The following is a 26,278-nucleotide window of genomic DNA, read 5'->3' as shown; positions in this document are numbered from 1 at the left end:
CCGGGCCGTACGGTCCCCGGGCCAGGCTCGACCCGGGCCGCACGCCCGGCTCGACCCTGGCCTCAGGCCAGGTTCACCCAGGCCCCCCGCTCGGCCGACCGGCTCATCGCGTCCAGCGCGACGGCGCTCGCCACCGCGTCGTCCAGCGTCGCCCCGTGCGGGGTGCCGTCGGCGATGGAACGGAGGAAGGCGTGGGCCTCGACGACCTTGAGGTCGTCGTAGCTCATGCTCGATGCCGCACCGGGCTGGAAGGCCTCGTACGCACCGTGTCCGGGGCCCACGTACACGGTGCTGACGGGCTGGTCCTGGTACGAGTCGCCCCGGCTGACGCCGAGTTCGCCCATCCGGCGGAAGTCCCAGCCGACCGCGCCCCTGGTCCCGTGCACCTCGAAGCCGTAGTTGTTCTGCTCGCCGACCGAGACCCGGCATGCCTCCAGGACGCCGCGGGCGCCGGAGGCGAAGCGCAGCAGGCAGTTGACGTAGTCCTCGTTCTCCACCGGACCCAACTCGCCCCCGGCCGACCGGACATGACCGGCCGTGGCGCCGGTGGGCCGGGCCCGTTCCGGGATGAAGACCGCGGTGTCGGCGGCCAGGGAGTCGATGTCGCCCAGCAGATGGCGCGCGAGGTCCACACCGTGCGAGGCCAGGTCGCCCAGCACCCCGCTGCCGCCCCGCTCGCGCTCGTACCGCCAGGTCAGGGCGGAGTCCGGATGGGCGGCGTAGTCGCTGAAGAGCCGGACGCGCGCATGGGTGACCGTGCCGATCCCGCCCGAGGCGATCAGCTCACGGGCGTACGCGACGGCCGGGGCGTTGCGGTAGTTGAACCCGACGGTGCCCTGCACCCCGGAGCCGGCCACGGCGTCGGCCACCGCGCGGGCGTCGTCGGCGGTCAGACCCACCGGCTTCTCGATCCAGATGTGCTTGCCCGCCCCGGCCATCGCGACGCCGATCTCGCGGTGCAGGAAGTTCGGGGCGGTGATGCTGACGGCCTGAACGCGCGGGTCGGCGGCCACCTCGCGCCAGTCCCGGGCCGTCGAGGCGAACCCGAACCGCGCGGCGGCCTCCTCGGCCCGGCCCGGCACCTCCTCGGCGACGGTCACCAGCTCGGGACGGAGCGGCAGCCCCGGAAAGTGGTGGAGGACCCGTGTGTACGCCTGGGTGTGCACCCGTCCCATCCAGCCGAACCCGACGACGGCGACCCCGAGCGTACGCACCATTGGACTGCCCCTCTTTGGACCGTTCCAGAACCCTGGCAGCCCACGATGGAGGCCCTTCATACTGGTGTCAAGGTCTTCACGAAGGAGGTACGGGCGTGGAACGGTCCAGACGATGAGGACGCCGACCATCCGTGACGTAGCCGCGCGGGCGGGCGTGTCGAAGTCCCTGGTCTCCCTGGTGCTGCGCGGGGCGGACGGCGTACGGCCGGACAAGCGGCGGGCGGTCCTCGACGCGGCCGAAGCGCTCGGCTACCGGCCCAACGCGGCGGCCCGGAGCCTGAGCGAGCGCCGCACCCGCACGGTGGGCGTGCTCCTGAACGACCTGCGCAACCCCTGGTTCGTGGAACTGCTCGACGGGGTGAACGCACGGCTGTACGACAGCGGTCTGCGCATGCTGCTGGCCGACGGCCACCTCAACCGGTGGCTGGGGGAGGACCTCACCCGTACCTTCACCGAGCTGCGCGTGGACGGCCTGATCGCCGTCGGCACCCTGCCCGACCCCGGGGTGCTGCTCACCGCGGCGGGTCGGGTGCCCACGGTCGTCGCGGGCGCGCGGGAGCCGGTGCTGCCCGCCGTGGACATCGTCGCCAACGACGACGGACACGGTGCCCGGCTGGCCACGGAACACCTCATCGCCCTCGGACACCGGGACATCGCGCACATCGCCGGGCGGGGCGCGGTGGGCGAGCTGCGCCGCAGCGGCTTCGAGGCCACCATGCGGGAACACGGCCTGGCCGGCTCGGCCGTGGTGGAACAGGGCGACCTCACCGAGGAGGGCGGCTACCGGGCCGCCGTACGGCTCCTGAACCGTCCCCGGAGGCCGACCGCGGTCTTCGCGGCCAACGACATGACCTGCGTGGGAGCCCTTTCGGCCGCGGAGGAGAGCGGGCTGCGCGTCCCCCGGGACCTGTCCCTGGTGGGGTACGACAACACGTACCTCTCCCAACTGCGCCACCTCTGGCTCACCACCGTGGACCACGCGAGCCGTGACGTGGGCCGCCGCGCCGCCGCGCGGCTGCTCGACCGCATCGCCGAGCCGGGCCGCCCCGCCCGGGTCGACCTGGCGGTCCCCTCCCTCGAAGTGCGAGGGACAACGGCGCCCCCATCTCCGGGAATCCAGCCGGAGCGGTTCGTCTAGGCATGCCGTACGGACGGGCCGGCAGACGTGTTGCGCACGGCACGGGCCGATGGTTCGACGGTGCTGCAAGTGCGGCACGATCCGCCGTGGGCGGTCCGCTACGGCGACGCCTTCGCGTTCAGCACGGCCTTCGAACGCTTCCGCGGCGCCCACCCGAGCGAGTACCGCGTGACGTCCCCTGGGCCGCTGAGCCCGCTCGTCCCCGTCCGGTGTGCTCAGCTCGGAGGCGGGACCGAGACGGCCATCACCAGCGTCGTCACGGTGTCGCCGGTATTTCCGTACGTGTGCGGGGTGCCGGCCTCGAAGCAGGCGCTGGAGCCGGCCGGGACGCGGTACTCGGTGCCGTCGACCGTGAGTGTCAGCTCCCCGGCCGTGACGTGGACGAGTTCGGTCGTGCCCTTGGGGTGCGGGTCGGAGGCGCTGCTCTCGCCGGGCTCCAGGCGCCAGTCCCACATCTCCAGCGGACCCGGCGCCTCGGTGCCCGCGAGAAGGCGGTTGTAGCTGCCCGCGGGGGTGTGCCACAGCCGTACGGCCTGCTCGGCGGGGACGACGCGGACGGCGGGCCCGGCCTGCTGGTGGTCGAGCAGGGTGGTGACACTGACCCCGAGGGCGTCACCGACCTTGACGACGGTGCCGATGCTGGGGTTGGTGCGGGCCTGCTCGATCTGGATGAGCATGCCACGGCTGACGCCGGCCCGGGCGGCGAGCGCGTCCAGGGTCAGGCCGCGTTCGGTGCGCCAGCGCCTGACGTTGCGCGCCAGGGACTGGGTCAGCAGTTCGAGGTCCGCCACGTTCCACCCACCGGATAGTTCACTGCCGCAAGGGAAAAGTACACGGTAATGGACTCACCTGTGCTGCACTTGATTGTTCATTGAAGTGTACTGCGATCGGGAGGTGCTCCCGGGGGCCGAGCCGCGGAGGGGTGTCCCCCAGCCCGGCGTCCGCAAGCTGGCAGAGCGTCGGCCCAGGTGTGGTGAGAGGGTCGGGCTATGCGGGTGTTCCATGGCTCGGCATCCGGAATGAGCCTGATCAGTTCCAGCAGGACCCTCTTCGCTCTCGCGCGGGCCCTGCCCTTCGTGGTGCTCGTGTCGGTGCTCGGCATCGAACTCTCCCCCGCGCACTTCCTCTACACGGGCCCGCTGCTGTCGCCGGCCCCGGCGCTGGCCGCCATCACGATGGGCCCCGCGGGAACCGGATCGGTGATCCTCATGGCGGGGGTGGTGAGCGCCATCACCGCGACCTACAACCATGCCTGGGGCACCCAGTTGGTCTACGCCAACCTGCTGGCGCTGCTCGTGGTCTCCGTGGCCAGCCTCGCGACCAGCACCGCGCGCGTACGCAGGGAACGGGAACTGGCGACGGTCCGCCGGATCGCCCAGGTCTCCCAGGACGTGGTGCTGCGCCCGGTCCCCGCCCGCCTGGACGGAGTGCGAGCCGCGGGCGTGTACCTGGCAGCCGAGGCGGGCGCCCGTATCGGCGGCGACCTCTACGAGGTGCTGGCCACCCCCTTCGGGATCCGGATCATCGTGGGAGACGTACGGGGCAAAGGACTGCCCGCGGTCCGCGCGGCCGCCGCGGTACTGGGCGCGTTCCGCGAGGCGGCCTACTACGAGCCCGGGCTGCCCGACGTGATGCGGCGCTGCGAGGCCGCACTGCGACGGGAGCTGTCCCGCGCGAGCCCCGCGCGGACGGGCGGGGCGGAGGACCCCGACGCGCCGGAGGGGGACCCGGCGGAGCAGTTCGTCACCGCGGTCCTCGCCCAGATCCCGGACGCCCCCGTCGTCGAACTGGTCAGCCGCGGCCATCCGTCACCGCTGCTGCTCCGCAGGGGTGAGGTCAGCGCTCTGGAGATCGCGTGCCCGCTGCCGCCGCTCGGTCTGGAGGAATTCCTCGGCACGCCTCCCGTGCCGGTCGAGAAGTACGTGTTCGAACAGGGCGACCAGCTGCTGCTGTACACCGACGGAGTACTGGAGGCCCGCGACACCGGCGGGAACTTCTTCGATCTGCCCACGCACCTGGCGCGGCTGCGCGGCCGTCCTCCGCAGGAGCTGCTGGACCGTCTCCGCCTCTTCCTGGTCGACCACACAAGGGGGCACCTGGCGGACGACGCGGCAATGATCATCATCGAGCGGGACACGCCGTGAGCGCGAGCAGGACGATCACCAGCAGGGCGAGGCAGGCGACGGAGTGCACCCGGTCCGGGACGCGGGCCGCGGCGCGGCGGGCCAGGGCGCGGAGCGGGGCCCTGGTGACGGCGACTCCGTCGAGGTTCTCCTCGGCTGTCCTCGTTCCGGTCGGGTGCCTTACAGGTTGTCGACATAGAAGTCGGTGAGTCGCTCGACGGCGGCGTCGACGTATGCGGGCTCGTCGTACATCTCGTAGTGGCCGGCGCCGTCGATCACCATGAGGTCGACCGGGTTGGGGGCCAGCTTCCACAGCTGCATGCCGGCGTCGTAGGAGCCGGTGTTGCCGATGCGTCCGGCGAGAATGACCTGCAGTGGCTGGGTCAGGAGCTGGTCGACCAGGTGGAACGCGTCGTAGCCCAGCAGGAGGGAGTCGCCGCGCGAGAGGCGCCGATTCGTGGAGTGCTCGTTACCGCCTCGCCCGGTGCGGTAGTAGGTGATGGCCTGGGTGGTGTCGATGTCGGTCAGGCCGGCCGCCGTGGCGTCCTTCAGGGTGTCGGGCAGCCAGTTCACCCGGGTCATCTCGCCGGAGCGGGCCTCTTCGATACGCGCGTCGGCGAGGGCGTCGAGCGCGGCGGCCGGGCCGTCGGGCTGGAAGCCGCGGAACGAGGTGCCCATGTTGGCGGGGACGACCGTGCCGACCGCCTTGATGCGGTGGTCCGTGCGGGCGGTGTGCACGGCGTAGCCGCCACCGGCGCAGATGCCGAGGACGCCGATGCGCCGCGGGTCGATGCCGGGGGTCGTGGTGAGCGCGTCGACGGCGTAGGAGATGTCCTCGCCCCGGCGGTAGGGGTCTTCGAGGTCCCGGGGCTCACCTCCGCTCCGCCCTTGGTGAGCGGGGTCGAAGACGAGCGCCGCGATGCCGCGGGCGGCGAGGCGGGAGGCGTAGTTCGCGCCGATCTGCTCCTTCACGCTGCTGCCGGGGGTGGAGAGCACCACGGCACGCAGCCGCGCGGCACTGTCGAAGTCGTCGGGCAGGTGGAGGTCGGCGGCGAGTTCGATCGGTCCGCGCCGGATCATGAGGTGCTGGAGCATGGGTGGCGCCTCTCGTGAGGTTGTTGTTCCATAGATGTCCAGTACAAAACGGCTACTAGTGCAGTTTGAAACTAGTACGGAACGGTACCACTTTTGATAGGGGGGCTCGTATGTCGGTCTACGGGGCGCAGCTGTGGACGCTGAACCAGCGGCTGCTGAGTGTCGTGATGGATGCCTGCACGCAGGAGCTGACCGAGCTCGGGCTGGAGACGAAGGAGTTCTTCGTCCTGGCCGAGGTGGAAGCATCGCCGTACCCGGCGGAGATCGCGACCGCACTGCTGCTGCCCAAGGCGAGCGTGACGGTCTACGTCCGCAACCTCGTCACCAAGAGGTTCATCCGCCGCGAGATCGACGAGGCGGACCTGCGGCGTCACCGGCTCGTGCTGACCGCCGAGGGCACAGAGGCACGAGACCGAGCCCTCGCGGCCCTCGCGGCGGAGTACGACCGCAGGCTGGCGAGGATCACTCCCCAGGACCGCGCGGAGCTGCAGCGCATCCTCAACGCGATGCTCGCCCCGCCCGCGTGAGGCCGTAGGCGCGAGCCGTTCGTCCGTCCGGTGGGCTCGTCTGATCTGGCGGCCTGTGCAACGTCTTCATTGACGAGGTCGACGCCTTTGACCGTGCCGTCCTGGCCATCGGCACCGACTACCCAGCGGGCCACCTGCTGCCCTACCACGAGCACCGCCGGGCCCAGCTGCTGTACGCCGCGACCGGCGTCATGGAGCTGGCGACGGCGGAGGGCAGGTGGACCGTGCCCGCCCGATCGCGCGGTGCTGATCCCGGCCGGGACCCGGCACCAGGTCTCCATGCCCGGGGTCAGCACCCGCGGCTACATCGAGCCCGCCGCCGTGCCGTGATTCCCCGCCCGCTGCCGGGTCGTCGAGGTCTCCGCGCTGCTGCGTGAACTCCTCCTGGCAGCCGTCGCGTTCCTGCGCCACCCCGACATCCACGATCCACCCGCCCGCTGGGCCGCCGCCCTGGGCATCGGCGAACGCACCCTGGGCCGGCGGTTCCGCGGCGCCACCGGGCCGAACTTCGCGCAGTGGCGGCAACGGGCCTGCGTCGTGCACTCGCTGCGCCACCTGGCCGCCGGACAGGCCGGGTACGCGACCCCCGAGACGTGCCGGGCGCACGCCGCGAGCCGATGAAGGTGCTCGCCGAAGCCGGCCGGCGGCTTGTCCGGGTGCGGCGAACCCGACGGTCCGCTGACGATGCCAGGCGCTGATCCAGGAGGCTGCTGAGGACTCCGGCCGTGCAGGACCTTTCGTAGCGAGGTGAACAAAGGCTGATGAGTTCGCCCCGGCCACGTGGGAGCCCCTGCGGCATGAGAGGGTCTGGCGGGTGAGCGAGACACCACCGAAGACCCTGCAATACCGCCTTGACGGGCCGGCCGAGGCCCCTCTGCTGGTCGTGGGCCCCTCACTGGGCACCACCTGGCACAGGTGGTAAAAACCGTCCAGGAGTGTCCAGCTAGTCCGGTAGCGGGTGCATAACAGCAGGTCAGGGTAGCCCTGTCCGGGGGAGTGCGCGTAGTTCGTGAGAGCTGTGTGAGAGCGCACGTGCGACGACAAAGCCTCGCCGGGGGGCCGGCGGGGCTTCGCCGTGGCTTGGGATGCAACGGTGAGCGGTGTCGGGTGGGCCCTGCGGCACTCCGGGCTCTCTGCGGGACTGTGCTCTTGCGGTGAGGCGGAAACCTTTGACGTGCCACGGCCTCAGGGCTCCGTGAGTGGGCCTGCACTGATCTCCATTTGCCGGATCCAGGCGTGCACCCTGTGTGCGGCCGAGGCTGCCCTGAGCGGGGACACGGCTCCTGCGATGCTTCAGCCCCCTCGTGGCGCGATGTGTCCACCCCGGCGGGCCCCGCGACGGGGTTTTCCGAGAGGGCGCGGCCCGCTCGCGACGCCTCGGCAGGGTTCTGCCGGTGGCGGGTTACGGCCGTGTGCACTTGTGCGACGGGACACCGTTGTATTCGGGGTCGCCGCTGTCCAGGACGCGCAGCAAGGACGCAGTGACCACGCGAGCCGAACGGCCGACCCTGAGCACTCGGCACGGGAACTCCCCGCGACGAATAAGTGCGTACCCTTTCGCCCGTGAGAACCCCAAGGCTGTCGAGGCGTCGGTTACGCTTCCTGTCCCGCCCCAGGTTGCTCGAATTCGTGCGGGGCTGTACTGCGCTTCCGGAGGTTCGGTGGTCTGTTTTTGCAATCGGATTCTCCAGGTCATCTCATGTCCGCGCCCGGTGAGTCCGGCCAGAGGTGCATGCGGCTGGTACCTCATGGTGCCGGGTGACGGTGGCGGTGGACTATCCATGATGCGCAGGGTTACCGGTTTGGGTAACCGGCGATCCCGCGCTATGGTGTCCCGCCTTTGATGGCCTTCGTTGATCTGATTGCGATGACGCGCCACGTGGAGTGCGTGGCGATCCTGCAACCCGCCATAAAGGGCGCTTGGCCTGCGGTTTTGCGAGTTCTTATTATGTGCGGTGCGGCCGTTACGGGCGATATCTAGACGCTGAAATGACGCTCGTTCTGATGGTTCGTCAGGCGCTTTGCGTCGCTGGTGGGGCGGTCTGCTGGCTACGCGGGTGTGGCAGGTTGGCGGGAATTTCGTGGTGCCAAGCGGTCTTGCTCAGTCATATGTGTGGTGGCGCCCAGTAGGTTCTTCGTCTGCTGGTGGTACAGGGTTGGTGTGCAGGTTGACCTGTTTAAATGCCCGAATTGGACCTGGATGGTGGCTGCTCGGTCCGTGCATGGTCCGGATCTTGGTCCGCGCTCTGGGCTTGGACGAGGATCCAGGGGGCGCGGACAGCTCCGCTTGAAGAGCTGCTTCGTGTAGGCCCAAGACCGCCGAGTGGGTCTGGGGTGAAGTGGCTGGGCTGTGGGCTTTACGTACCCCCGAGTTTTCGGTGTGCTGATGACTCGAGGCTTCAGCCGGCACTTCAGTAGACAGCTCTGGCATCACGAGTGGTGTCGAAGACGCAGGCCACCGTTGCCATGCGCTTGCGGTTGGGTTTCTCCCCGGGAGCCAGGCGTCCGCGCCGTCCGGCCGCCGCGGTCTTGGCTGCGGCCCGACGGGTGGCCTCGCGCATGGCTTCGGGGCGCATCACCACGCCTTTGCCGTCGACCTGGAGGACCAGCGGCATCTCGCGGGTGCACGGGGTGGGGATCTTCATCGCGTAGTAGGCGGCGATGTCGACGGCCGCGGCGATCACCAGCTCTTCGAGGCGGCGCTTGCCCAGCACTCTTCCGCATCGTCGCTCGATCGCGGCCTGGGCCTGGTCGAAGGAGCCTCTCACGGCTTCCAGGACCGCGAGCCGGGCCAGGTCGCGGTAGGCGATCCTGTTCACCCGTACCGGCCCGAACACGCAGGTCAGCCAGCGGGGATGGTTGCTCTCCCGTCAGGTCCGAGGCCGTCCTTCCGGCCCGCGCACCACCGGCCGTTCCACGCTGATGCGGGCCGCCGTTTCTTCCGTCCTCGCACGCAGGTCGAGGTGATCCTGCATCAACTGCCGCAGCAGTTCGCGTCCTTGCTGTTCGAGCAGGCCCTCCAGCTCGTCATGGGCCATATTCCGCGCCGGGGCGTCGGCCAGCGTCGAGACGAGGCGTTCGAAGGCATCACGGGAGGCGGCATACCCTTCAGGCTCGAGTAAGGCGTCATAGGGTTCCATCTTGGGCTCTTCTTCGGCTCTTCTTGCGGTTCGTTCGGTTGGCACCTTCGAATCTACGGAGAAGAGCCTCTTGTTCACCGGGAGTTGACGTGACCGGCGTCCCCGTCATGGCGGGCGAGGGTGAACCGTCCCGGCGTGTCCTCGTCCAGCCAGCCCCGCTCCACCAGACGCTTCAGCTTCCCCCGCGTCCCCTCGATCTTCGCCGTGGTGGCCTCCAGCCCGATCCGCGGCACGATCTGCTTGGCCTGCAATGGACCCGGAGCATCAGCGACGATCTCCACGATGTTCCGGTACACGTCCGGCAGCACCCCAGCGACCAGGCCCTCCCGCCACGGCGGCACCGCCATCACCCCGATACCGTGAGGAGCCGGCGTTTCCCTGGGTTCCGGCGCATCGTGCGCCTCCACCTCCGCAGCCGACAAGTCCGCCAGCACCTCCATCACGGTCTCCCGCGTGATCTCCAACCGCGACAGATCAGCCCGGGCGCTCTCCAGCCGGACAGCCAACTCCGCAGCCTCGGCCTGGAGTTCTTCCACCCGCTGTCGAGCCGCGGCCTCCCGCGCCTGAAGTTCTTCCGGCAACGACACCATCGTCCCCACCTCCACCTCGCCACGGTAGAAGTACGACGACACCGCCCACACCTCAATCAGCATCTTCCCAGCTCAGCTATCCCTCGAAAGGATCCGCACCCATCGACGAACGGCGCCGGCAAGAGCACGCGCACCCTGATCACGCACGTCGGAGGTCTCGCTGCCGGTGCGCCGCGGGCCCTCCGTCGTGGCGCAGAAGTCCGCAGGGGTTCGATCACCAACTGCGTGCAGCCGGCCAGCGGCATGAGGTCACGTCCACCGCATCCCCAACTCATCGAGGGCCCCGCGTCGCTCCGGGCTCAGCTTGGCAGCCTTTCGCCTGACGGTGTCGAGGAACGACCGGAGCCGGACCTCTGCATCGTCCACGAGCTCCACGTGCTTTCGCGCGGGGCGGAGGTGGCCTTCGCGGGCGTGAACTGCCGGACGGCGGCCAGGCTGATGGCCCACCGGTCGTCCTGCGAGCGCGGGGCCGGCCGTGTACGCGACGCGTCGTCAGGATCGACACCGATCACTCCATCAGGTACCTCTGCGCCGGTTGGAGCACCTCCCTTGCCGACTTCTGCCCGGCGATCCACACGCCGATGTCATCGCCCTGCACCACCACCTCTCGCGGCCCGGCAGGTAGCGCGTCGCCGGCCTTCACATGGGCCAGGGTGAGCCGGTAGGACCTGCGGTTCCTGGTTTGGGTGTTACGTGCTGTGCGTTGAGTGGCGTGCGCGTTGGTGCTGGTCAGGTTGGTGGAGTTGTGCATCGGGATTTGCCTACGGTTTCCACCGCTGTCGAACAGGTCGAGGTTGCTGTGTTCGCCACCGCGCTCGACGGTGTTGAGTTGCCGGTGCTGAGGACGAGAGAGGATGTCGATCCCAGCCGTTGATCTTGGCGCCGTCGGTATGGCTAACCTGCGCCGTGTGGAGGATCCCCACAGTGTGGGGAGATGTAGGCCAGCCTCAAGGTCACCCCCACACCCCTGGATGGACCCTACCCCGGACAGCGCACCACGGCCTGCCTTCAGCCGCGACCTCGTACGCGCTGTCCTGAGCCGGCTCGATCCCACGCAGCGGCACGCCGGCTGAAGCCAGCATCCACCGCCGATCTCTGAGCTATCAGCGCCTGATCGTGCGCTTCCGCATCGTCGTGCGCTTTCGCGCGCCTGTCCGTGTCCCGGGCGTTGTCAGTGCCGGGTGTGATGATGCAGTCGTGACAAAGCCGAACCTCTCCGAATCCGGCACGCTGCGAGAGTCTGAAGGCACCAGCGGTGATCGCGGACCGGCCGCGGACGTCTGGGCGCCATGTGCCGGAGATCCGAACCTGCGCACTCCTCCTCCGGCCGGTTCCCCGGGGCGTACGCCTGCGGGGGAGGATCTGGATCTGCATCTTGGCTGGGACCGTTTCGAGAAGCTGATGCTGGCTCTGGCCCGCCGTGTTCTGGGCCTGCGGGACATCCGCTTTCGGCGTTACGGGGTCCAGGGGCAAGAGCAGCACGGCATCGACCTGGCTGGTCGGGAGCCGACGGGTGACTACACGGTCGTCCAGTGCAAGGACTACGCGGCGTTCACCGCCGGGGACTTGCGCAAGGCGGTCGAGAAGTTCGCCGTCGGGCGGCGTCCCTTCGATGCCGGCCGTCTGATTGTGGCGACTTCTGCCTCCACCGAGGCCACGCAGCTGGCCGACGAGCTGGCCGGGCTTCAGCTCCAATATTCTGACCTCGACTTGGACCTGTGGGGAGCCGAGCAGATCAACCAGCACCTTCGCTACTGCGGCGACATCGTCGCCCAGTTCTGGACGCGGGAGACGGCGGCCGACTTCTGCACGGGCGCTCCGCTGCCAGGGGTGCCGGCTCCACCGCCCGACCGGCAGGAGCAGGCCGAGAGGATCCTCATCGGGCCCCTCAATACCGACGATGTGGCGCCGATGCTGCGGGCCGCGGACAGCAGGAGGTCCGAAGCACCGGCGGAATCAGCCAGGCTCTATGGAGACTTGGCGCACCGGCTGCACGTCGCCGGGTACCGGGGACATGCCACCGTCTTGCGGAAAAAGCAGCTCGAGGCGCTCCAAGAGGGCGGTCTGTTCGACGAGGCAGCCGGCTTGGCGGCCGAACTCGCCGCAGCCGCACTCCACCACGGAGACAGCGATCAGGCACGGATCCTGGCCCACCAGCTGGAGCAGTTCGCCCGCGACGCGGCCAGCTCCGGCACGCCAGAGGCTTCGGTCACAGCACGTCACGCCGCCCTCATCAACGCGGCCGCCCAGGACATCGCCCACCCTCTGACCATGAGCCGTCTGGCCCCCGCCCTGGCAGCCGGCGACAAACACGCCCCCGACTACCGGCCGCTTCTGGTTCTCATGCTCGGCGAGTACCTGCTCGCCACCGAGCCCCATACGCTCGAGGAACTCGACGGCCTGATCAGCGCCGCCCTCGCACAGGCAAAAGACCAGCCGGTAACGGAACAGACGCAGGACATTGTTTTGCGCCTGCGTCTGCTGCGAGCCGAATACGACATCTCGCAACGGCAGGAGTTGCTCCGCGAGGCCAGACGGCACCGGATGAAGGGCCGGCACGCAGCACTCGTCAGCGCGCGCGAGGCGCGACGCTGCGCCCTCGAAGGCCGGGCAGAGGAAGCAGTGGAGAACTGGAGGGATGCCGTCCAGGACGGCATCCACGCGGGACTTGCCGAAGAGGCCGCCGACTGGCTTTACGCCATCCGCGCGGCCAACGCACGGTACGGACCGTGGATGACCGAGATCGATGACGAGCACCGCCTTGCCCAGGCGCTGCGCACGACGGGCACCGGTCGCCTGTTGGACCGCATCCGGGACCCCAGAGCACAGGCGATGTCGGCGCTGGTGAGGGGCAAGCCCACCGAGGCGGTCCTGGCGGCCCGGCGCTGGCTGGCCGACAGCGTGGTCGCCGGGAGCTGGGCGGACGAGAGCGAAGCCGTGACGGTGCTCGCGGACCTCTACCGCGACAGCGAACCCGCCCTGGCCGCGGCCTACTACCAGCGCGCCGGAAGCAGCGAGAAGCTCGAACAGCTCACCAAGGGCATGGGAGATGAACTGCTTCCCCTGGTGCCCGGCGCGAGCCAGCCGTGGTGGGTCCTGCGTTCACGTGCAGCCCTCATTGCGGCACAAGCCGACCTGGGCGAGGACGCGGCGGCCCACGGGCTGTTCGAGGAGATGCTGGACCTGGCCGTACGCGGCAGGGCTGGCGAACTCGTCGATTCACCTACACGGTCCCTGGCCGTTCAGGCCGCGAAGAGCGCCTGCGCTCTCGCCTCGCGCAGCTCGCCTGAACAGGCCGCAGCACTGCTGGACCTGCTCAGCTCCGACGTCCCCCGCCAACCCCATCAGTACAGTTACACCGACGACGAGCACGCGACCGCATGCGTGGCCATCGCCATGGCACACCCCGAACTCGCCATGCGCGCCCTCACCAGGCTGTTCGATCTCGCCGACGTCCACACCGACAAAGCTCTGAACGTTCTTCTAAGGGATCAGACGCTGCGCCTGCTGGGCGCCAGGCCGCAGGGCGACAGCTCGGCTGCCGGTACCGCCTCCTGCAGCCCGCTGAGCGATGACGAACAGAACACTCTGCGCAGGCGGGCCGACGAGCTGGTCAAGCGGGAACACTACCTGTCCAACGTGATTCAGGCTGCCCTCAACCCCGGCCATCCCGACGTGCAGGAGCGCGCCAGGACGGCTCGGGATCGCATCCTGAGCCGGCCTGAGCCGGAGCCCAACTCCATGTCCCTGGGCAGCACGATGGTTCCCGACTCGGCCATGGTCTGTCACCTCGCCTCCGATGATCAGCGAGCCTGCCTGGACAAGCTCCTTGCCGTGGCGAGTGATCGACGAGAGTCGGTGTCCAACCGGCAGGACGCTTTGATCGGCGCCCGCAATCTCGTTGTCGACCAGGAGCCGGAGGCCAAGGGCACCACCTTCCGTGCGAGTCAGCCCTTCGCCCTGGGCGCGCTCGACGGAAGCCGACTCGACGAGTTCACGGGCCAGGCCCACCCCCTCAGTACCCTGAAGATCAACCTGGGATCCGCGTCGCTGCGCGGCCCCGGACTGCGCCTGGCCGCTGCCTCAGCAACAACAGCTGACGAGCAGGAATGGGTCGAAGGCCAGGCAGTTGAACTCCTGCGCAGCGACGATGCCCATGACGTCCAGGAAGCAGCCCTGACACTCAACAGCCTCCCACGCGACGTCACAGGGGACATTGACGCCCGCGCTCTGGCCGACCACAGCCATGTCACGGCTCGGCAGCTCAGCGCAGTGCTGTGTATGCAGCAGCCCCAGCGCTTTGCCGACACCACGGCACGTCTCGCCGCAGACCCGAGCGTCCGAGTGCGCCGTACTCTGGCCGAAGCGGCGACAGCTCATGCAGGCCCCGACGCTCCACCGGTAGTCGCGGGACTTCTGGACCGTCTTGGCAAGGACCCCCGGCACAGTGTCCGCGTCCTGGTGCGATTCCGGTAGAACAAATCCTAGTAGGGCTTGGTCATGTTGCCGTTCCGCGGTCTTCTCGATCTCCCAACCGACCCGAACGCCAGTCCACATCGCGACGCAACTACCCGGATGTGAGAAGGGTTTTCAGACGAAGGCGTGTGCCTACCTGACCGTACCGGGCGCTGGTGACCTGTCGAGCCGATCCCTGGGGGCCGGTTCTGCGTCCACCGGCACAAAGGCGAAGCCGTTGCCTTCGCGGACGACCCGACCGACGCTGCGCGAGGGCAGGTGGCCCGTGCAGAGCAACGTGTCGGTATCGCTGTAGCGCTCCAGAAACGCGCGGCGGGTCTCGGCGGACCGGCGAGGGTCGCGGTCCCGGGCGAAGGAAAGTGCGGGGTTCCGGATCTGCAGTTCGGTGTGCAGCAGGTCCCCTGACATGACGAAGTTGTCCGAGCCGTCGCCGACGCGGACGGCGACGTGGCCATCTGTGTGGCCGGGTGTAGGCAGTAGCCGGACGTGGTCGCCGATCCGGAAGTTGCCGTCGACGATCTCGGCCTGGTCCGCTTTCACGATCGGGACGACGCTGTCGAGGTAGGCGGGCAGTACCTTCTCGTGGCGGTGGATGTGCTCGGTGGCCGCAAGCTCGGTTGCGCCGAAGACGTATCGGGCCTGGGGGAAGGTCGGCACCCACCCGCCGTCCGGCGCGGCGCAGGTGTTCCAGCCGACGTGGTCGTGGTGGAGGTGGGTGGGGACGACCCAGTCGATGTCGTTCACCCCGAATCCGGCGTGGTCGAGCGTGTCCAGGAAGGTGCTGTCCGACTTCATGTGCCACTCGGGCCGGGGCCGGTGCTTACCGTTGCCGATGCAGCTGTCGATCAGGATGAGCTCGCGGGGCGTCTCGACCAGATAGCACTGGTAGGACAGGACGAAGCGATCCTCGGAATCCAGTGATCCCGGCTGCAGGTGGGGCCGGTGCGCGTCCAGGGTCTCCAGGGTGAGCCCGGCGAGCATGTCCAGCGCCGGGTCGAAGGGCGCGGTCAGCTCCACGATCCGGTGCACGGTCACATCCCGGACGCGAAAGGTCTGGTACATCGTTTTGGCTCCCTATCTCGATGTCATGTGGTCGACGGTTTCTTCCAGCGTGGTGCGGATGCTCCCGGCACGCCGGCGGGCATCTTCGTCGTGCGTGTGGATCTCCACAGGGAGCGGGGCGCGGACTGTCCCGACCATGGCGCACGCGGCGGTGGGATCCTCGCCCGCAGGGCTGGCTGAGACGGTCCGGGTGAGCCGTTTGGGCCCGCCGCACCAGCAAGTACAGATCGGCCGAGCGCAGGACCGCCTCAAGGGCGACCTCGTCGACGGTCGCCACCGGATCCGCATGTCGCGGGCCGAGCACCTGGCCGGCCGCATCGCGATCGCCTCCGCCGATCCGACGACCGCGGCGGCGAGCTGCAAAGTCGTGTCCCCGTCCGTGCCGCGGTGCCCGGTCACTCGAAGCGCTACGCGGCGACGCGGACGGGTCCGCATCGTGAGATGCCGTCATGTCACCTCTCTCACAGGACCAGAAGGAGGAACCAGGACGCGAGCGGGGCAAGGACGACGATCGACATCGTGTAGGCGAGCATGGTCCGCTGGAACCGCAGACGGTCCGCGACCCGCGCCTCAGCGAGAACGATGCAGCCGTTCGTCGAGAAGGGCGAGATGTCGACGACCGTCGAGCAGAACGCGATCGCGATGACGAAGGCCGCCGCCTCGACGTGCCCAGTCTGGGTGAGCGGGATCGCCATCGGTATCGCGATCCCGATCGTGCCGATGCTCGAGCCGAAGGCTGAGAGCGCTGCGGCGGCCACCAGCAGGACGAGGGCTGCCACGATCGGCAGGCCCATCCGGGCGGCGCTGCTCCCGACAGAGTCCAGCGTCCCGTTCTGCTGGAGCACCGCCATCAGTGTCATCATCCCGGTCACCAGGAGGACCGCCGACCAGGCGACCTCGCGCATGGCCTTCTCCGCCAGCCGAGAGCGCATGATCAGCAGGGCGCAGGCGATGACCATGGCCGTGGCGCCCACGTCCACGCCGAAGGCCGCGGGCACGACGAGCAGCAGCAGGATCCCGACGAGAGTCAGCACCCGTTCGGGCGACCAGCGCACCTCGGCCTTCGCCGGAGCGGTCAGGGTGCGGGTCGATCCGGGCTCGTCGTCGTGCGGTGTGGGCTCCCCGCCCGCTCCGTCCTGGTCGGGATCGGGCTCCGCCTGGCCGAAGAGGCCGCGGCCGAGCACCACGAAGAGGACGGTCGCGAAGGCGAGGTTGAACACGAACGGGAAAAGGAACAGCGAGAGCGGCGTCAGCCCGAGGTTCATGTCCCGGGCCATCCGCAGGGTGAATGCGCCGAAGATCGTGATGGGCGAGAGCGCCGCGCCGAGCGCACCGTGGCTGAGCATCATGCCCATGAGCAGCGGGTTGATCTTGTAGCGGCCCGCGATCGACATGGCGATCGGCGCGAGCATGGCGACGGCCAGCAGCATGCCGAGCGACATCAGGGCTGCGGCCAGGAAGAAGATCATCCAGACGATGGCCCAGCGCCGCCCGCGGACGAGCTTTAGCGCCCGGTCGACTATGAGGTCGACGGTCCCGTTCACGTTGGCGATCCCGAAGAGCAGCGTGATCCCAACAAGGAGGATGACGATGTCACCAGGCAGCAGGTCCATGACATCGGAGGTCGAGACACCGGACGCCGCGCCGAGCACGAAGGCGGCGATGAAGGCCAGCAACCCCATGTTGAGCGGCGTCAGGGTGGCGACGACGAACACCGCCACGACGGCCAGGATCGAGAACAGCTGGAGCATGGGAACTCTGTTCCGGTCACGGTCGGTCGGCGCCAGAGCGGCACGGACCGCGTGACCATTGAGGCGAGGGAACTGATGGGCCCGCGGCCTACAGGCCGCCGGTGGCCACGTACTTGAGCTCGAGGAACTCCTCGTTGCCGACGGTGCCGCGTTCGCGGCCCAGGCCGGACTCCCTGGTGCCGCCGCAAGGGGCGGCGGGGTCGGAGACCAGGCCGGTGCTGAGCCCGATCATGCCGCTCTCCAAGTTGTCCGCGACCCGCGAACGCTCGGTTGAGGTTCTCGGCGAACACATGGTTGGCTGGCCCGAGTTCGGTGGCGTTCGCCGCGGCCAGGGGCTCGTCCTCAGTGTTGAACACCGCGATCGGGGCGACCGGCCGAGGATCTCCCCGTGGTTGAGTCGCGAGCTCTGCGGCACTTCGGTGAGCACTGCGGGCGGGTAGGGGTACCCCGGTCCGAAACCCTGCCCGCCCCGATGGTGATCCGCGATCCGTTGGCCACCGAGTCGCCGACGAGGTCAATGACCTTGTCGACCCCCTTCGCGCCGATGAGCGGCCCGGCCCGGAGCCCATCCTCGGTGCCGCAAGCGAGAAGTTCCACGGCGTGATGAACAGACACAGCCCGACGGGCTGGATCCTCACCAAGAACCGGCCACTCCCGGTGGGGGCGGTGGCGAACCCGCCGTCGATCCGCACCACCTTTTCGGAGAACCAGCGGAAAAACTCCGCTGCGTAGGCGACTTCGCCGCGGGCCTCCTCCAGCGGCTTGCCCCTCTCCCAAGGTCATCACCCGGCCCAGGTCGTCCTGACGGGCCCGCATCGCCTCGAAAGCACGGCGCAGGATGTCGCTGCGCTCCCGCGGGGCGACGGCGGCCCGCCCGGCCGGGGCCTCGTGGGCGGCGGCCAGCGCCGCCGCCCCGTCCTGCGGGGCCGCGCCCGCCACCTGGACGAGTACCTCACCGGTCGAGGGGCCCTCCGCCTTCGTCGTCGCCCCCGACGATGCCTGCCGCCACTCACCACCGATCAGCAGGCCAGTGGGCACTGCGGTGAGGACCTTCTGTTCGAGATCGGCACTCACGACAGGCTTCCCTCTGTGTCGAAGGTGATGATCTGGCGCAGGGCGGTGCCGTCGGCGAGGGTGTCCATCGCCTCGTTGATCTCGTCGAGAGTGATGTGTGACGAGATCAGCTTCTCGACGGGCAGCAGGCCCTTGCGCCACATGTCCGCGTACCGCGGGATGTCCCGCGCCGGTACGGCCGAGCCCAGGTAGCTGCCGACGATGGTGCGGGCCTGCGCGGTCACGACGAGTGGGGAGATCGACGCCCGTGCCTCCGGATTGGGGAGTCCGACCGTGACCGTTGTCCCTCCCGGGGCGGTCGCGGCGAACGCTGTCTCGAACGCGCCGGCGTGCCCGGCGCACTCGATGACGTATCGGGCGGCTATTCCGGCCTCCACCACCTCAGCGGGGGTGTAGGTCTCGTGCGCGCCGAGGGTCCGCGCCGTTTTCAGCTTTCCCGGGACCTGGTCGACCGCGATGATGTGCTCGACTCCGTCCGCGGCTGCGACCAGCAGCGCGGCCATTCCGACGCCGCCGAGCCCTACGATCATTACGCTGTCGGACGGCTTGGGCCGCGCGGTGTTCAGGACGGCCCCGCCGCCGGTCAGGACGGCGCATCCCAGAACGGCGGCGACGTCCGGGGGGATGTCTGCGTCCACCGGGACGGCGGACGCCCGGTCGACGACGGCATGGCTGGCGAAGCCGGAGACGCCCAGATGGTGCTGGACGGTGTCACCTCGCCTGCTCAGCCGGCGTTCGCCGTGCAGCAGTTCGCCCGCGTTGTTGGCGGCTGTGCCCCGCTCGCAGGGGAGCCTGCCGTCGGCCGCGCACGAGGCGCACTCCTCGCAGCGCGGCAGGAACGACATCACGACCCGCTGCCCGGGGGCGATGTCGTCGACTTCGGTGCCGGCGGCGACGACGATCCCGGCCGCCTCGTGCCCGAGCAACATCGGCAGCGGGCGCAGCCGGTTGCCGTCGACCACGCTGAGGTCGGAGTGGCAGATGCCCGCGGCCTCGATCCGCACCAGCAGTTCGGTCGGACCGGGGGCGGCCAGGTCCAGCTCGTCGACAACGATCGGCGTGGACTCGGCGAAGGGCCTGCTGCGGCCGGATTCCTGGAGGACTGCTCCGCGGATCCTCACGGGAGGGGGACCTCGATTGTCCGCAGCGGGATGAACTGCTGCGCGGCGTGCATGTCGCGGTCCCCGACCGAGCCCTGCGGTGTCGTGCGCGGGTAGGAGACCTTGATCGCCCGCAGGTCCGCGATGAAGAAGATCTTCACCTGCTCGGGCCGCACCCCGTACAGGGCAGCGATCATGTCCGGGTTGATTACCCCTGAAGCCGCGACGGCGTCGTAGGCCGTGTCGTCGTCGAAGAAGATGTCGACGGTGACCCAGAACGGCCCCGCGTTCTTGGACCGGATGTACCGGGCGAGTCCGCCCAGCGTGCGGGGCTCTGTGTTGACGGTGGACATCAGTTGATCTCCGTGGTCTCGAGTCGGAACAGTTCGGTGGGCGTCAGGGCGTCCACGACGTGCTGCAGGACGAAGCCGTAGAGCGTGCCCCGCTCGGTCTCCGCGGGCGAGGTCAGGAACGACCAGCTCGGGACACCGCTGGCTCCCGGCAGCGGATGGTGCAGCAGGTGGGGGTTGGAGAACTTGGCGACGGCGGTGGCAGCGGCCTGGTCCTTCGCCGTCGCGATCATGACCACGCCGACCTCGCGCGGGGCCGCCGTGCTCGGGTCGAGCTCGCCGAGTACAGCGTTCCAGCCGTACGGGCGCAGCTGGATGTCGTACTCGTCCGCGGTCAGGCCCAGCGCGTCCGGGATGTGCTCGTGCAGGAAGGCGTTCAGCGAGTCGACCCACTCGTCGATGCGGCCGAGTACCTCGTCGTCCCGGAGACCGACGATGCTCATGGTCTGGGCGCCCTGGACGGCCGAGCCTTCGAGCTTGGCGGTGTGCTGCTCGACGAGCTCGAAGCGGGAGCCCTCGACGCGGACCCGGCGGTCGTCGAGCGCGATGTAGCGGGCGTCGGTGGTGTTCAGTGTCCCCGCGGGCTCGCGGAGCCGGAAAGGGTCCGTGTTCTCGTAGAGCAGGTGTGCCGACACGGTGTACGGCGTGCAGGAGGCGTCCGGCATGACGGGCTCGACCTCGAAGCCGTCCGCGTCGATCGAGACGATCACGCCGCCCTGGCCCGAGCCGGTGGTGCACAGCGCCCCGCACTCCGCGATCTTCGCGGCGTGCCAGGCCGGTCCGAGGTCCGCGCCGCGCATCACCGGAACGACCGCGATGGCCGCGCAGTCGGTGGCACGCCCGGCCAGCACGATGTTCGCCCCGCCGGCGAGCGCCTCGGCCATCGGCTCATGGCCCATCAGCGCGACTATGTGCTCGCAGCTGTCGATCTCGTCGTCGGTCAGCGGACCGGCGGGCTCGAGCGGGTGGACGGCGCCCTCGGCGAGCCGCTGCTTCAGGAACGCCTTGTCCTGCTCGCTGTAGATCCGGGCGAGGCGGCGGCCGGGGATGCGATCCTCGGCCACGATCTCCTCGACGATGCCCGCGACCCAGTCGACGCCGTCGTCCGTCCCCGAGGTACCGCAACTCCCGATGATGACCGGAACGCCCGCCTCGGCGGCCGGGCCGAGGATCTTTCGCAGGTCGCGGAGCACCGCGCCCCGCGCGGTCTTCGGCTTGGACGCGCCGAGGTAGTACGGCCCGGAGTCGGTGGAGCCGCCGTCGATCGCGATCGCGTCGACGCCCGACTCGAGCGCGATCTTCACGGTCCCCTCCGGGAACCCGATTCCCAGCATCCCGTTTGGCACCAGGACACGAGTTCGCTCAGTCATGAGTTGCTCCTCTTCGAATGGAATGAGACAGGACGGTCACCTGCCGACCGGCACGGCACCGGTGAGCAGGGTGGCGGCGATCATCACCACCGACACTGCGAGGGCCCACGGCAACGCCTTGCGCTGCAGGTCGCCGAGGTTGAGCTGGAGACGCCCGGACAGCAGGTAGAGCGAGGCGACCAGCGGGCTCAGGGCATGCACCGGAGCACCGGTGAGCGCGGCCCGCGCCACCTCGGCGGCCGAGAGACCGTGTGCGGCGCCGCCCTCGGCCAGCAGCGGCAGGACGCCGAAGTAGTAAGCCTCGTTGGACAGGGCGAAGGTCAGCGGCAGCGCGGTGACCGCGACCAGCGGCCCGTAAAAGGTGCCGAGGCCATCCGGGATCACGCCGACCAGGGCCGCGCCCATCGCGTCGACCATGCCGGTGCCCTCAAGGACACCGACGAACACACCAGCCGCGAGGATGAGACTGATGATCGGGATCACGGAGGAGCTGTAGGAGTTGATCCGCCTTCCCTGCTCCGCGACCTGCGGGAAGTTGACGAGCATGGCGAGGGCGAAGCCCGTCGCGAACAGCAGTGCGAGCGGCCAGACTTCGAGGACCAGGCAGGCCATGAGCCCAAGCGTCAGGGCGGCGTTGACCCAGTAGACCCGCCGGTGCCACGCGGCGAGCGGGTCCGCGGCACCGTCGGCGCCCTCGGGCTCGACGGGTTCGGCCGAGTCGCCTGCGCCTGCGGAACCGGACGCGCCAACGCTTCCGCTCGACGGGGTCACACCGTCACCGGCCATCACCTCGGCGAACGAGACGCCGGCCCAGGTGAGTCTGCGCCGCTCGCGCAGCCCCAGCACGCCGGCGACGATCACCGTCGCGAGCGCACCGGCGATCATGACCGGGATCATCGGCAGGAAGATCTCGGCCGGCTCGACCTTCAGCGCACTGCTTGCCCGGCTGACCGGCCCGCCCCACGGTGTCAGGTTCGTGCAGGCGACGGCGAGCAGGGCGATGGTCGCGAGGACCAGCCGGGACATGCCGAGCCGGTCGTAGAGCGGCAGGAACGCGGCGCAGACGATCAGGTAGGTGGAGGATCCGTCGCCGTCGAGGGACACCAGCAGGGTCAGCACCGCCGTCGCCACGGCGATTTTGACGGGGTCGGCCCCCGACACCTTCAGCGCGAGCCGGACGAGCGGATCGAAGAGCCCCACGTCGATCATCACGCTGAAGAAGAGGATGGCGAAAGTAAGCAGGGCCGCCGTCGGGGCGAGCGAGCGGATGCCGTCTAGCACGGCGTCGCCGAGGACGTCCCCTTTCCCAACGAGCAAGCCCGCGGCCAGGGGGATGAGGATCAAAGCGACGATCGCCGACAGTCGCTTGGTCATGATCAGGACGATGAAGAGTACGACGACCGCGTAGCCGAACGATGCAAGCATGCGGGCCTCCCGTCATTGGAAGTGTCGTGGAATGTGGAAAGTAGGCGGCCGCCTCACCGCGGGGCGCAGCGCCAACCCGGGCAGATTGACAAACGCACGCCATGCTGGTCAATATTGATCACGTCAACATTGATTCATTCGAATCTTCGCGAAGGATGTCGATGCCCGAAGAGTGCTTCCTGACCACCGCCGAGGTGGCGCGACGCCTTGACGTGAAACCTGAGACCGTCTATGCCTACGTGAGTCGCAACTTGCTCACCAACGCCCGCCCCGGCGATCGGCGCGGCAGCCTCTTCGCCGAGTCGGAAGTCGAGGCCCTCGCCGCGAAGCGGCGCTCCGGGCGGCGGCCCGCCGGCATCGTCGAGCGGATCCGCACCGGCCTCACCCTCCTGACCGAGGATGAGGTCTACTACCGCGGACTGCCGATGTCCCAGCTCATCGAGACCGAGCCGTTCGAGGCAGTGGCGCGTCTACTGTGGAGCGGACACCTCGGCGACCGCGAGCCGTTTCGGGCCCCGCGAGCGTTGCTGGAGGTGGCCACCCGTGCGGTCGCGTCCCTGCCGCAGGGCGTCCGGACGACCGACCGCATCCGCGTCGCGGTGGTCACCGCGGGGGCTGCCGACCACCTGCGCCACGATCCCGAGCCGACCGCGGCCGCGCGCCGTGCCGCGGTGATCATGGGGGTCGCCGTCGACGCGATCGCCGAACACCCGCACGGCGACGAGCGCCCTCTCGCCGCGCGGCTGTGGCCGAGCCTGGCCGGCCGGGACGCCGACGCGGACGAGGCGGCGGCGCTGACCACGCTGCTAACCGTCATGGCCGACCACGACCTCGCCGCGTCGACCCTGGTCGCGCGGGTGGCGGCAAGCACCCGCGCACATCCCTACGCGGTCATCTCGGCGGGCCTCGGCGCGATGGACGGTGAACAACACGGCTCGACGAGCACGCTGGCGCGCCGCCTCCTGCTCGACGCGCTCGACGACCCGGTATCCGCCCTCGCCGAACGGCTGCGGACCGGAGCCGCGATCCCCGGCTTCGGCCACCGCGTCTACACCGCGAGGGACCCACGCGCCGACCTCATCTTCGCGCTGCTGCAGGGCTCTCCGGTGATGGCCGCCGTCGACTGGCTGGCCGAGCAGCTGAAGGACCGGCCGGACGGCTTCCCGAACGCCTCACTCGCCTTGGCCGCCTTCGCGATCCACCACGAATTGGTGCCGGACGCCGGGGAGTCGATCTTCGCCGTAGCACGGATGGCGGGCTGGATGGCCCATGCCCTGGAGGAGTACGGCGAGACCACACTCCGGTTCCGCGCAGAGGGCCTCTACCGGGGCCCTTCACCGGTCAGGCCGTCACCTCGACGGGCGGGGGCGGGTCATCCGCCCCGACGGGACGGATGACCCGCCGCTCCACGTGAAGCTCCTCCCGGTCGCAACGCGCCGAGAAGGAACTCGGTACCGAGAGGATCCGGGCCGCGGTCACCGCAGTCGCGGGCGGCCGGGCGAAGTCGCACCAGCTGGCCAAGGCTCTGGCGGTGAGGGCCGCCGTCCTGACCGACGACCGGTCCCTGGCGCCCCGGGCGATCGGCGATACGCTCATCGAGCCCCGCAGGGCCGGCGCCTCGGCAATCGCGGCACCGGTCGGCGCGTAGTGCGGCAAGCAGCCGCAGCCCCTCCAGTGCAGGGGCCAGGACTGGTACTGCTCGGTCTGCGGGCGGAGAGCGCCGAGTACACCGCCTGGGGAAACGTCCGACGCGTCAGCCTCCACGACCGCAAGGGCCTGCCCCGCTGCACGAAGTGTCCTGACAACAACGACCATGATGCTGCTGCGGTCGTCCACGAACTGATCGGATTCGGCATCGCCGCCTCCGGCCGACTCGCCGGCCGTGCAGGTGACTCCTCCCCCGGCCGGAGCCAGGAGCTTCTCGCTATGCCGGGCTGGCATCGCGACGGACCAGCGTCGATGATGCCGTGGGCGCGGGCAGCACTCAGGTCGTGGGTGGAGCCGGGCAGCGCGGGCGAGGCCCACAGCAGGCGGCCGAACGGGTCAGTGAGGACTTGGACGTTCATGCCGTGGCGCTTGTGTTTGAGAGCCTGACGGCCGGTGGTCAGACGCTGCCACCGGGTACCGCAGAGTGCGACTGGACAGGTCGATCGACGACGGGTGGACGAGCACACGAAGCTCCTGGCGGACGGTGGATCTTGGTCGTGAACCCGTCTACCAGGAGCTTCGTCGTTCCGTCCGTCCAACACGCAACCGGCGCCGTCAGGTTGGAAAGGGCTCATGGTGTCCCCGGCCAGCGTTGAACTCGGCACATCGCGGAGCCCCGGCGCTTGGCGCTGCAGTCACTCCTTCGTTCGTTGTGTCCCCTCGCGCTGTTGCCGTCTCAACTCGGCCACGCGGTGCAGGTGTTCAAGCCGCCCGTGATAAGGGCAGCCGGAGGCAGCACATTCCGTGCCTGTTCCCGGTGGCCGACCGGTGTATCGGCGGATCTCGGATGCCGGGCTGCCGGAGTGCGTCAGGGCGGCGTTGTAGTCGGCGATATCGCAGCCCCTGGCTGTCAGGAACTGAAGGTCCAGCCGCCCAGAGGTGGGCCCGGAGGCGTCGAACCAGAGCCGGCATCCATCGCCTCCGTAGGGGCAGCCGCAGGTGCGCATGTCCTCCTTCAGGCCGATGCCGCAGAGCGGGTGCGTCAGCTGCTCGATGAACGTGTCGTGCGAGAGGCCAAGGGATGCGGCGAAGGTGAGCCGGAACCCGAACGTCGTCGTGTGCTTGGTGAAAGCCGCCAGGTCCAGCCAGGCCGCGCCCGAGCGGAAGATGTGAATGCGTCGAAGGAGCGCGCTGCCGAGCGATGCCACCTCACCCCACCCGCCTTCGAACCATCCGTGCGCTCGGGTGAAAGCCATCTCGGAGGGAGTGAGCACCGGATGACGGAAGGGCACGGGCTCTTTCCAGTCCGCGGCCATTCGGGCACGCACCGACTCTGCCTCGCGCCAAGAGCGTTCCGGTACGCCCTCCAGGCGTACCGAGGCGTTCGTGCCCAGCAGTCCGACGTCGATTCGGCCGTGCCCGGCCTTGATCCGGAGCCCTTTGACACCTTTCAGGTCGTGCTCGCCCCCGGTGGGGAACAGGCCCCAGGAGATGAGATCGGTCAGGCCGTCCGCGTCCGCGTCTGCGGCGAAGCGGATGACCGGCCGTACGGGATAGGGAACGACTCGCTCGATGCGCAGCGGGCGTGTGGTGTAGGTCGTCGGGTGCTCCAGCAGGGCGCGGAGCAACTCACTCTCCAGGAACGCCTGATCGCCGTGAGCTGAGGGAATGAGGGGGCTACCGGAGGGCAAAACGCGGATGCGGGCCCGCGCACCGGCCTGGGTTTCCCCGGTGAAGCGGCGGCAGAGTGCGACGGCGTCGTCCAGATGCATAGCAACTCCTTCAGCACTGTGCCGGATTCAGCGCGTGGAAAGAGAGGTATGCGGACAGCCATGTGGATGACGCGTACGTGAAGAACATCGCGAGGGGCGGCACTGCCGTTTTCGGCACGCTGCGCCAGGATTCCGGCAAGGCGCACGACGAGGGATCCCTCATCCCGCTGGGGAGCGTAGAGAGTGCGCAGGCCGCCAGGCAAGCTTCGTACGTCATGTGGGTGATGCCCGGCGCGTCACCAATCCGTTTCGGACCGGTCGCCAAGCACCGCAGATTTCCCAACAACAGCTCAATTTGCGAGGTGATTTGAGATCTCGGAGGTGAGTGAGCTTCTTCAGCGTTGCCGCTTCAGGGTGAGGGCCGCTTTGACAATTGACGTCATGCGGTTCGGACTGCACCGGGTTACGCAGAAGATGCGCC

The 26,278-nt window shown here is 69.3% G+C and carries 19 protein-coding genes and 6 pseudogenes; 7 read left to right on the top strand and 18 right to left on the bottom strand.

The window, feature by feature from the left end; translation table 11 throughout:
- Positions 1-62: 62 nt before the first annotated feature.
- Entirely contained in the window at positions 63-1,217 is a 1,155-nt protein-coding gene (locus tag ACFXKG_RS22930; protein WP_384842030.1) for a Gfo/Idh/MocA family protein, read from the bottom strand.
- A 112-nt stretch (positions 1,218-1,329) separates the two neighbouring features.
- On the opposite strand from ACFXKG_RS22930, the gene ACFXKG_RS22925 reads away from it, so the two are divergent.
- Complete coding sequence (locus tag ACFXKG_RS22925; RefSeq protein ID WP_384842027.1) at positions 1,330-2,355, top strand: LacI family DNA-binding transcriptional regulator; 1,026 nt, start codon at positions 1,330-1,332, stop codon at positions 2,353-2,355.
- 215 nt (positions 2,356-2,570) lie between these two features.
- Here ACFXKG_RS22925 and ACFXKG_RS22920 read toward each other — a convergent pair whose 3' ends face one another.
- Positions 2,571-3,146, bottom strand: coding sequence for a helix-turn-helix domain-containing protein (locus ACFXKG_RS22920; RefSeq protein ID WP_384842024.1), 576 nt, complete (start codon positions 3,144-3,146; stop codon positions 2,571-2,573).
- A 198-nt stretch (positions 3,147-3,344) separates the two neighbouring features.
- Here ACFXKG_RS22920 and ACFXKG_RS22915 point away from each other — a divergent pair, with 198 nt between their 5' ends.
- Positions 3,345-4,499 carry a PP2C family protein-serine/threonine phosphatase gene (locus ACFXKG_RS22915; RefSeq protein ID WP_384842021.1) on the top strand — a complete coding sequence of 385 codons (1,155 nt, stop codon included), beginning with the start codon at positions 3,345-3,347 and terminating at the stop codon, positions 4,497-4,499.
- A gap of 159 nt (positions 4,500-4,658) precedes the next feature.
- Here ACFXKG_RS22915 and ACFXKG_RS22910 read toward each other — a convergent pair whose 3' ends face one another.
- Positions 4,659-5,573: an alpha/beta hydrolase gene (locus ACFXKG_RS22910; protein ID WP_384842018.1), complete on the bottom strand. Its 915-nt coding sequence runs from the start codon at positions 5,571-5,573 to the stop codon at positions 4,659-4,661.
- Between the two features lie 110 nt (positions 5,574-5,683).
- Here ACFXKG_RS22910 and ACFXKG_RS22905 point away from each other — a divergent pair, with 110 nt between their 5' ends.
- Together ACFXKG_RS22905 and ACFXKG_RS22900 are read left to right on the top strand one after the other, a co-directional pair.
- Complete coding sequence (locus ACFXKG_RS22905; RefSeq protein ID WP_384842015.1) at positions 5,684-6,100, top strand: MarR family winged helix-turn-helix transcriptional regulator; 417 nt, start codon at positions 5,684-5,686, stop codon at positions 6,098-6,100.
- 53 nt (positions 6,101-6,153) lie between these two features.
- A pseudogene (locus ACFXKG_RS22900) lies at positions 6,154-6,688 on the top strand (AraC family ligand binding domain-containing protein); the annotation flags it as partial.
- Between the two features lie 1,850 nt (positions 6,689-8,538).
- Here the strand turns inward: ACFXKG_RS22900 and ACFXKG_RS22895 are convergent.
- From ACFXKG_RS22895 to ACFXKG_RS22885, 3 genes and pseudogenes are all read right to left on the bottom strand, one after another.
- Positions 8,539-9,240 (bottom strand): annotated as a pseudogene (locus ACFXKG_RS22895) (ISKra4 family transposase); the annotation flags it as partial.
- A gap of 74 nt (positions 9,241-9,314) precedes the next feature.
- Complete coding sequence (locus ACFXKG_RS22890) at positions 9,315-9,893, bottom strand: hypothetical protein (protein WP_384842012.1); 579 nt, start codon at positions 9,891-9,893, stop codon at positions 9,315-9,317.
- A gap of 445 nt (positions 9,894-10,338) precedes the next feature.
- Positions 10,339-10,581 (bottom strand): hypothetical protein, encoded by a 243-nt coding sequence (locus tag ACFXKG_RS22885; protein ID WP_384842009.1) that lies wholly within the window; start codon positions 10,579-10,581, stop codon positions 10,339-10,341.
- A 446-nt stretch (positions 10,582-11,027) separates the two neighbouring features.
- On the opposite strand from ACFXKG_RS22885, the gene ACFXKG_RS22880 reads away from it, so the two are divergent.
- A complete protein-coding gene (locus ACFXKG_RS22880; protein ID WP_384842401.1) occupies positions 11,028-14,306 on the top strand; it encodes a hypothetical protein in 3,279 nt (1,092 codons plus the stop codon).
- A gap of 132 nt (positions 14,307-14,438) precedes the next feature.
- On the opposite strand, the gene ACFXKG_RS22875 is transcribed toward ACFXKG_RS22880, so the two are convergent.
- The 9 genes and pseudogenes from ACFXKG_RS22875 to ACFXKG_RS22835 all read right to left on the bottom strand — a co-directional run bounded on the left by ACFXKG_RS22875 (position 14,439) and on the right by ACFXKG_RS22835 (position 22,438).
- A complete protein-coding gene (locus ACFXKG_RS22875; protein ID WP_384842006.1) occupies positions 14,439-15,368 on the bottom strand; it encodes an MBL fold metallo-hydrolase in 930 nt (309 codons plus the stop codon).
- Positions 15,369-15,829: 461 nt separating this feature from the next.
- Positions 15,830-17,119: an SLC13 family permease gene (locus ACFXKG_RS22870; protein WP_384842003.1), complete on the bottom strand. Its 1,290-nt coding sequence runs from the start codon at positions 17,117-17,119 to the stop codon at positions 15,830-15,832.
- A gap of 88 nt (positions 17,120-17,207) precedes the next feature.
- Positions 17,208-17,351 (bottom strand): hypothetical protein, encoded by a 144-nt coding sequence (locus tag ACFXKG_RS22865; protein ID WP_384842000.1) that lies wholly within the window; start codon positions 17,349-17,351, stop codon positions 17,208-17,210.
- 400 nt (positions 17,352-17,751) lie between these two features.
- A pseudogene (locus ACFXKG_RS22860) lies at positions 17,752-17,877 on the bottom strand (hypothetical protein); the annotation flags it as partial.
- A 76-nt stretch (positions 17,878-17,953) separates the two neighbouring features.
- Positions 17,954-18,157, bottom strand: a pseudogene (locus tag ACFXKG_RS22855) (NAD-dependent succinate-semialdehyde dehydrogenase); the annotation flags it as partial.
- 32 nt (positions 18,158-18,189) lie between these two features.
- Positions 18,190-19,314 (bottom strand): alcohol dehydrogenase catalytic domain-containing protein, encoded by a 1,125-nt coding sequence (locus ACFXKG_RS22850; protein ID WP_384841997.1) that lies wholly within the window; start codon positions 19,312-19,314, stop codon positions 18,190-18,192.
- Positions 19,311-19,646, bottom strand: coding sequence for a DUF4387 domain-containing protein (locus tag ACFXKG_RS22845; RefSeq protein WP_384841994.1), 336 nt, complete (start codon positions 19,644-19,646; stop codon positions 19,311-19,313). Before ACFXKG_RS22845 ends, ACFXKG_RS22850 begins: the two co-directional genes overlap by 4 nt.
- Complete coding sequence (locus ACFXKG_RS22840) at positions 19,646-21,013, bottom strand: acyclic terpene utilization AtuA family protein (RefSeq protein WP_384841991.1); 1,368 nt, start codon at positions 21,011-21,013, stop codon at positions 19,646-19,648. Before ACFXKG_RS22840 ends, ACFXKG_RS22845 begins: the two co-directional genes overlap by 1 nt.
- Before the next feature lie 36 nt (positions 21,014-21,049).
- Positions 21,050-22,438 carry a CitMHS family transporter gene (locus tag ACFXKG_RS22835; RefSeq protein WP_384841988.1) on the bottom strand — a complete coding sequence of 463 codons (1,389 nt, stop codon included), beginning with the start codon at positions 22,436-22,438 and terminating at the stop codon, positions 21,050-21,052.
- Between the two features lie 161 nt (positions 22,439-22,599).
- On the opposite strand from ACFXKG_RS22835, the gene ACFXKG_RS22830 reads away from it, so the two are divergent.
- A complete protein-coding gene (locus tag ACFXKG_RS22830) occupies positions 22,600-23,835 on the top strand; it encodes a citrate synthase (protein ID WP_384841985.1) in 1,236 nt (411 codons plus the stop codon).
- Positions 23,836-24,390: 555 nt separating this feature from the next.
- Here ACFXKG_RS22830 and ACFXKG_RS22825 read toward each other — a convergent pair.
- Both ACFXKG_RS22825 and ACFXKG_RS22820 read right to left on the bottom strand, forming a co-directional pair.
- A pseudogene (locus tag ACFXKG_RS22825) lies at positions 24,391-24,522 on the bottom strand (transposase family protein); the annotation flags it as partial.
- A 258-nt stretch (positions 24,523-24,780) separates the two neighbouring features.
- Positions 24,781-25,857 (bottom strand): hypothetical protein, encoded by a 1,077-nt coding sequence (locus ACFXKG_RS22820; RefSeq protein WP_384841982.1) that lies wholly within the window; start codon positions 25,855-25,857, stop codon positions 24,781-24,783.
- Positions 25,858-25,934: 77 nt separating this feature from the next.
- Between ACFXKG_RS22820 and ACFXKG_RS22815 the strand changes: the two genes are divergently transcribed.
- On the top strand, positions 25,935-26,168 hold the full coding sequence (locus ACFXKG_RS22815; RefSeq protein ID WP_384841978.1) for a hypothetical protein: 234 nt from the start codon (positions 25,935-25,937) through the stop codon (positions 26,166-26,168).
- Positions 26,169-26,192: 24 nt separating this feature from the next.
- Here the strand turns inward: ACFXKG_RS22815 and ACFXKG_RS22810 are convergent.
- Positions 26,193-26,278: pseudogene (locus tag ACFXKG_RS22810) on the bottom strand (IS5/IS1182 family transposase); the annotation flags it as partial.

It is taken from the genome of Streptomyces sp. NPDC059255 (assembly GCF_042752355.1).
In the GTDB taxonomy this organism is placed as follows: Bacteria; Actinomycetota; Actinomycetes; order Streptomycetales; family Streptomycetaceae; genus Streptomyces.
The sequence above is the reverse complement of the archived record's forward strand: the minus strand, read 5'-3'. Positions and strand labels throughout refer to the sequence as shown.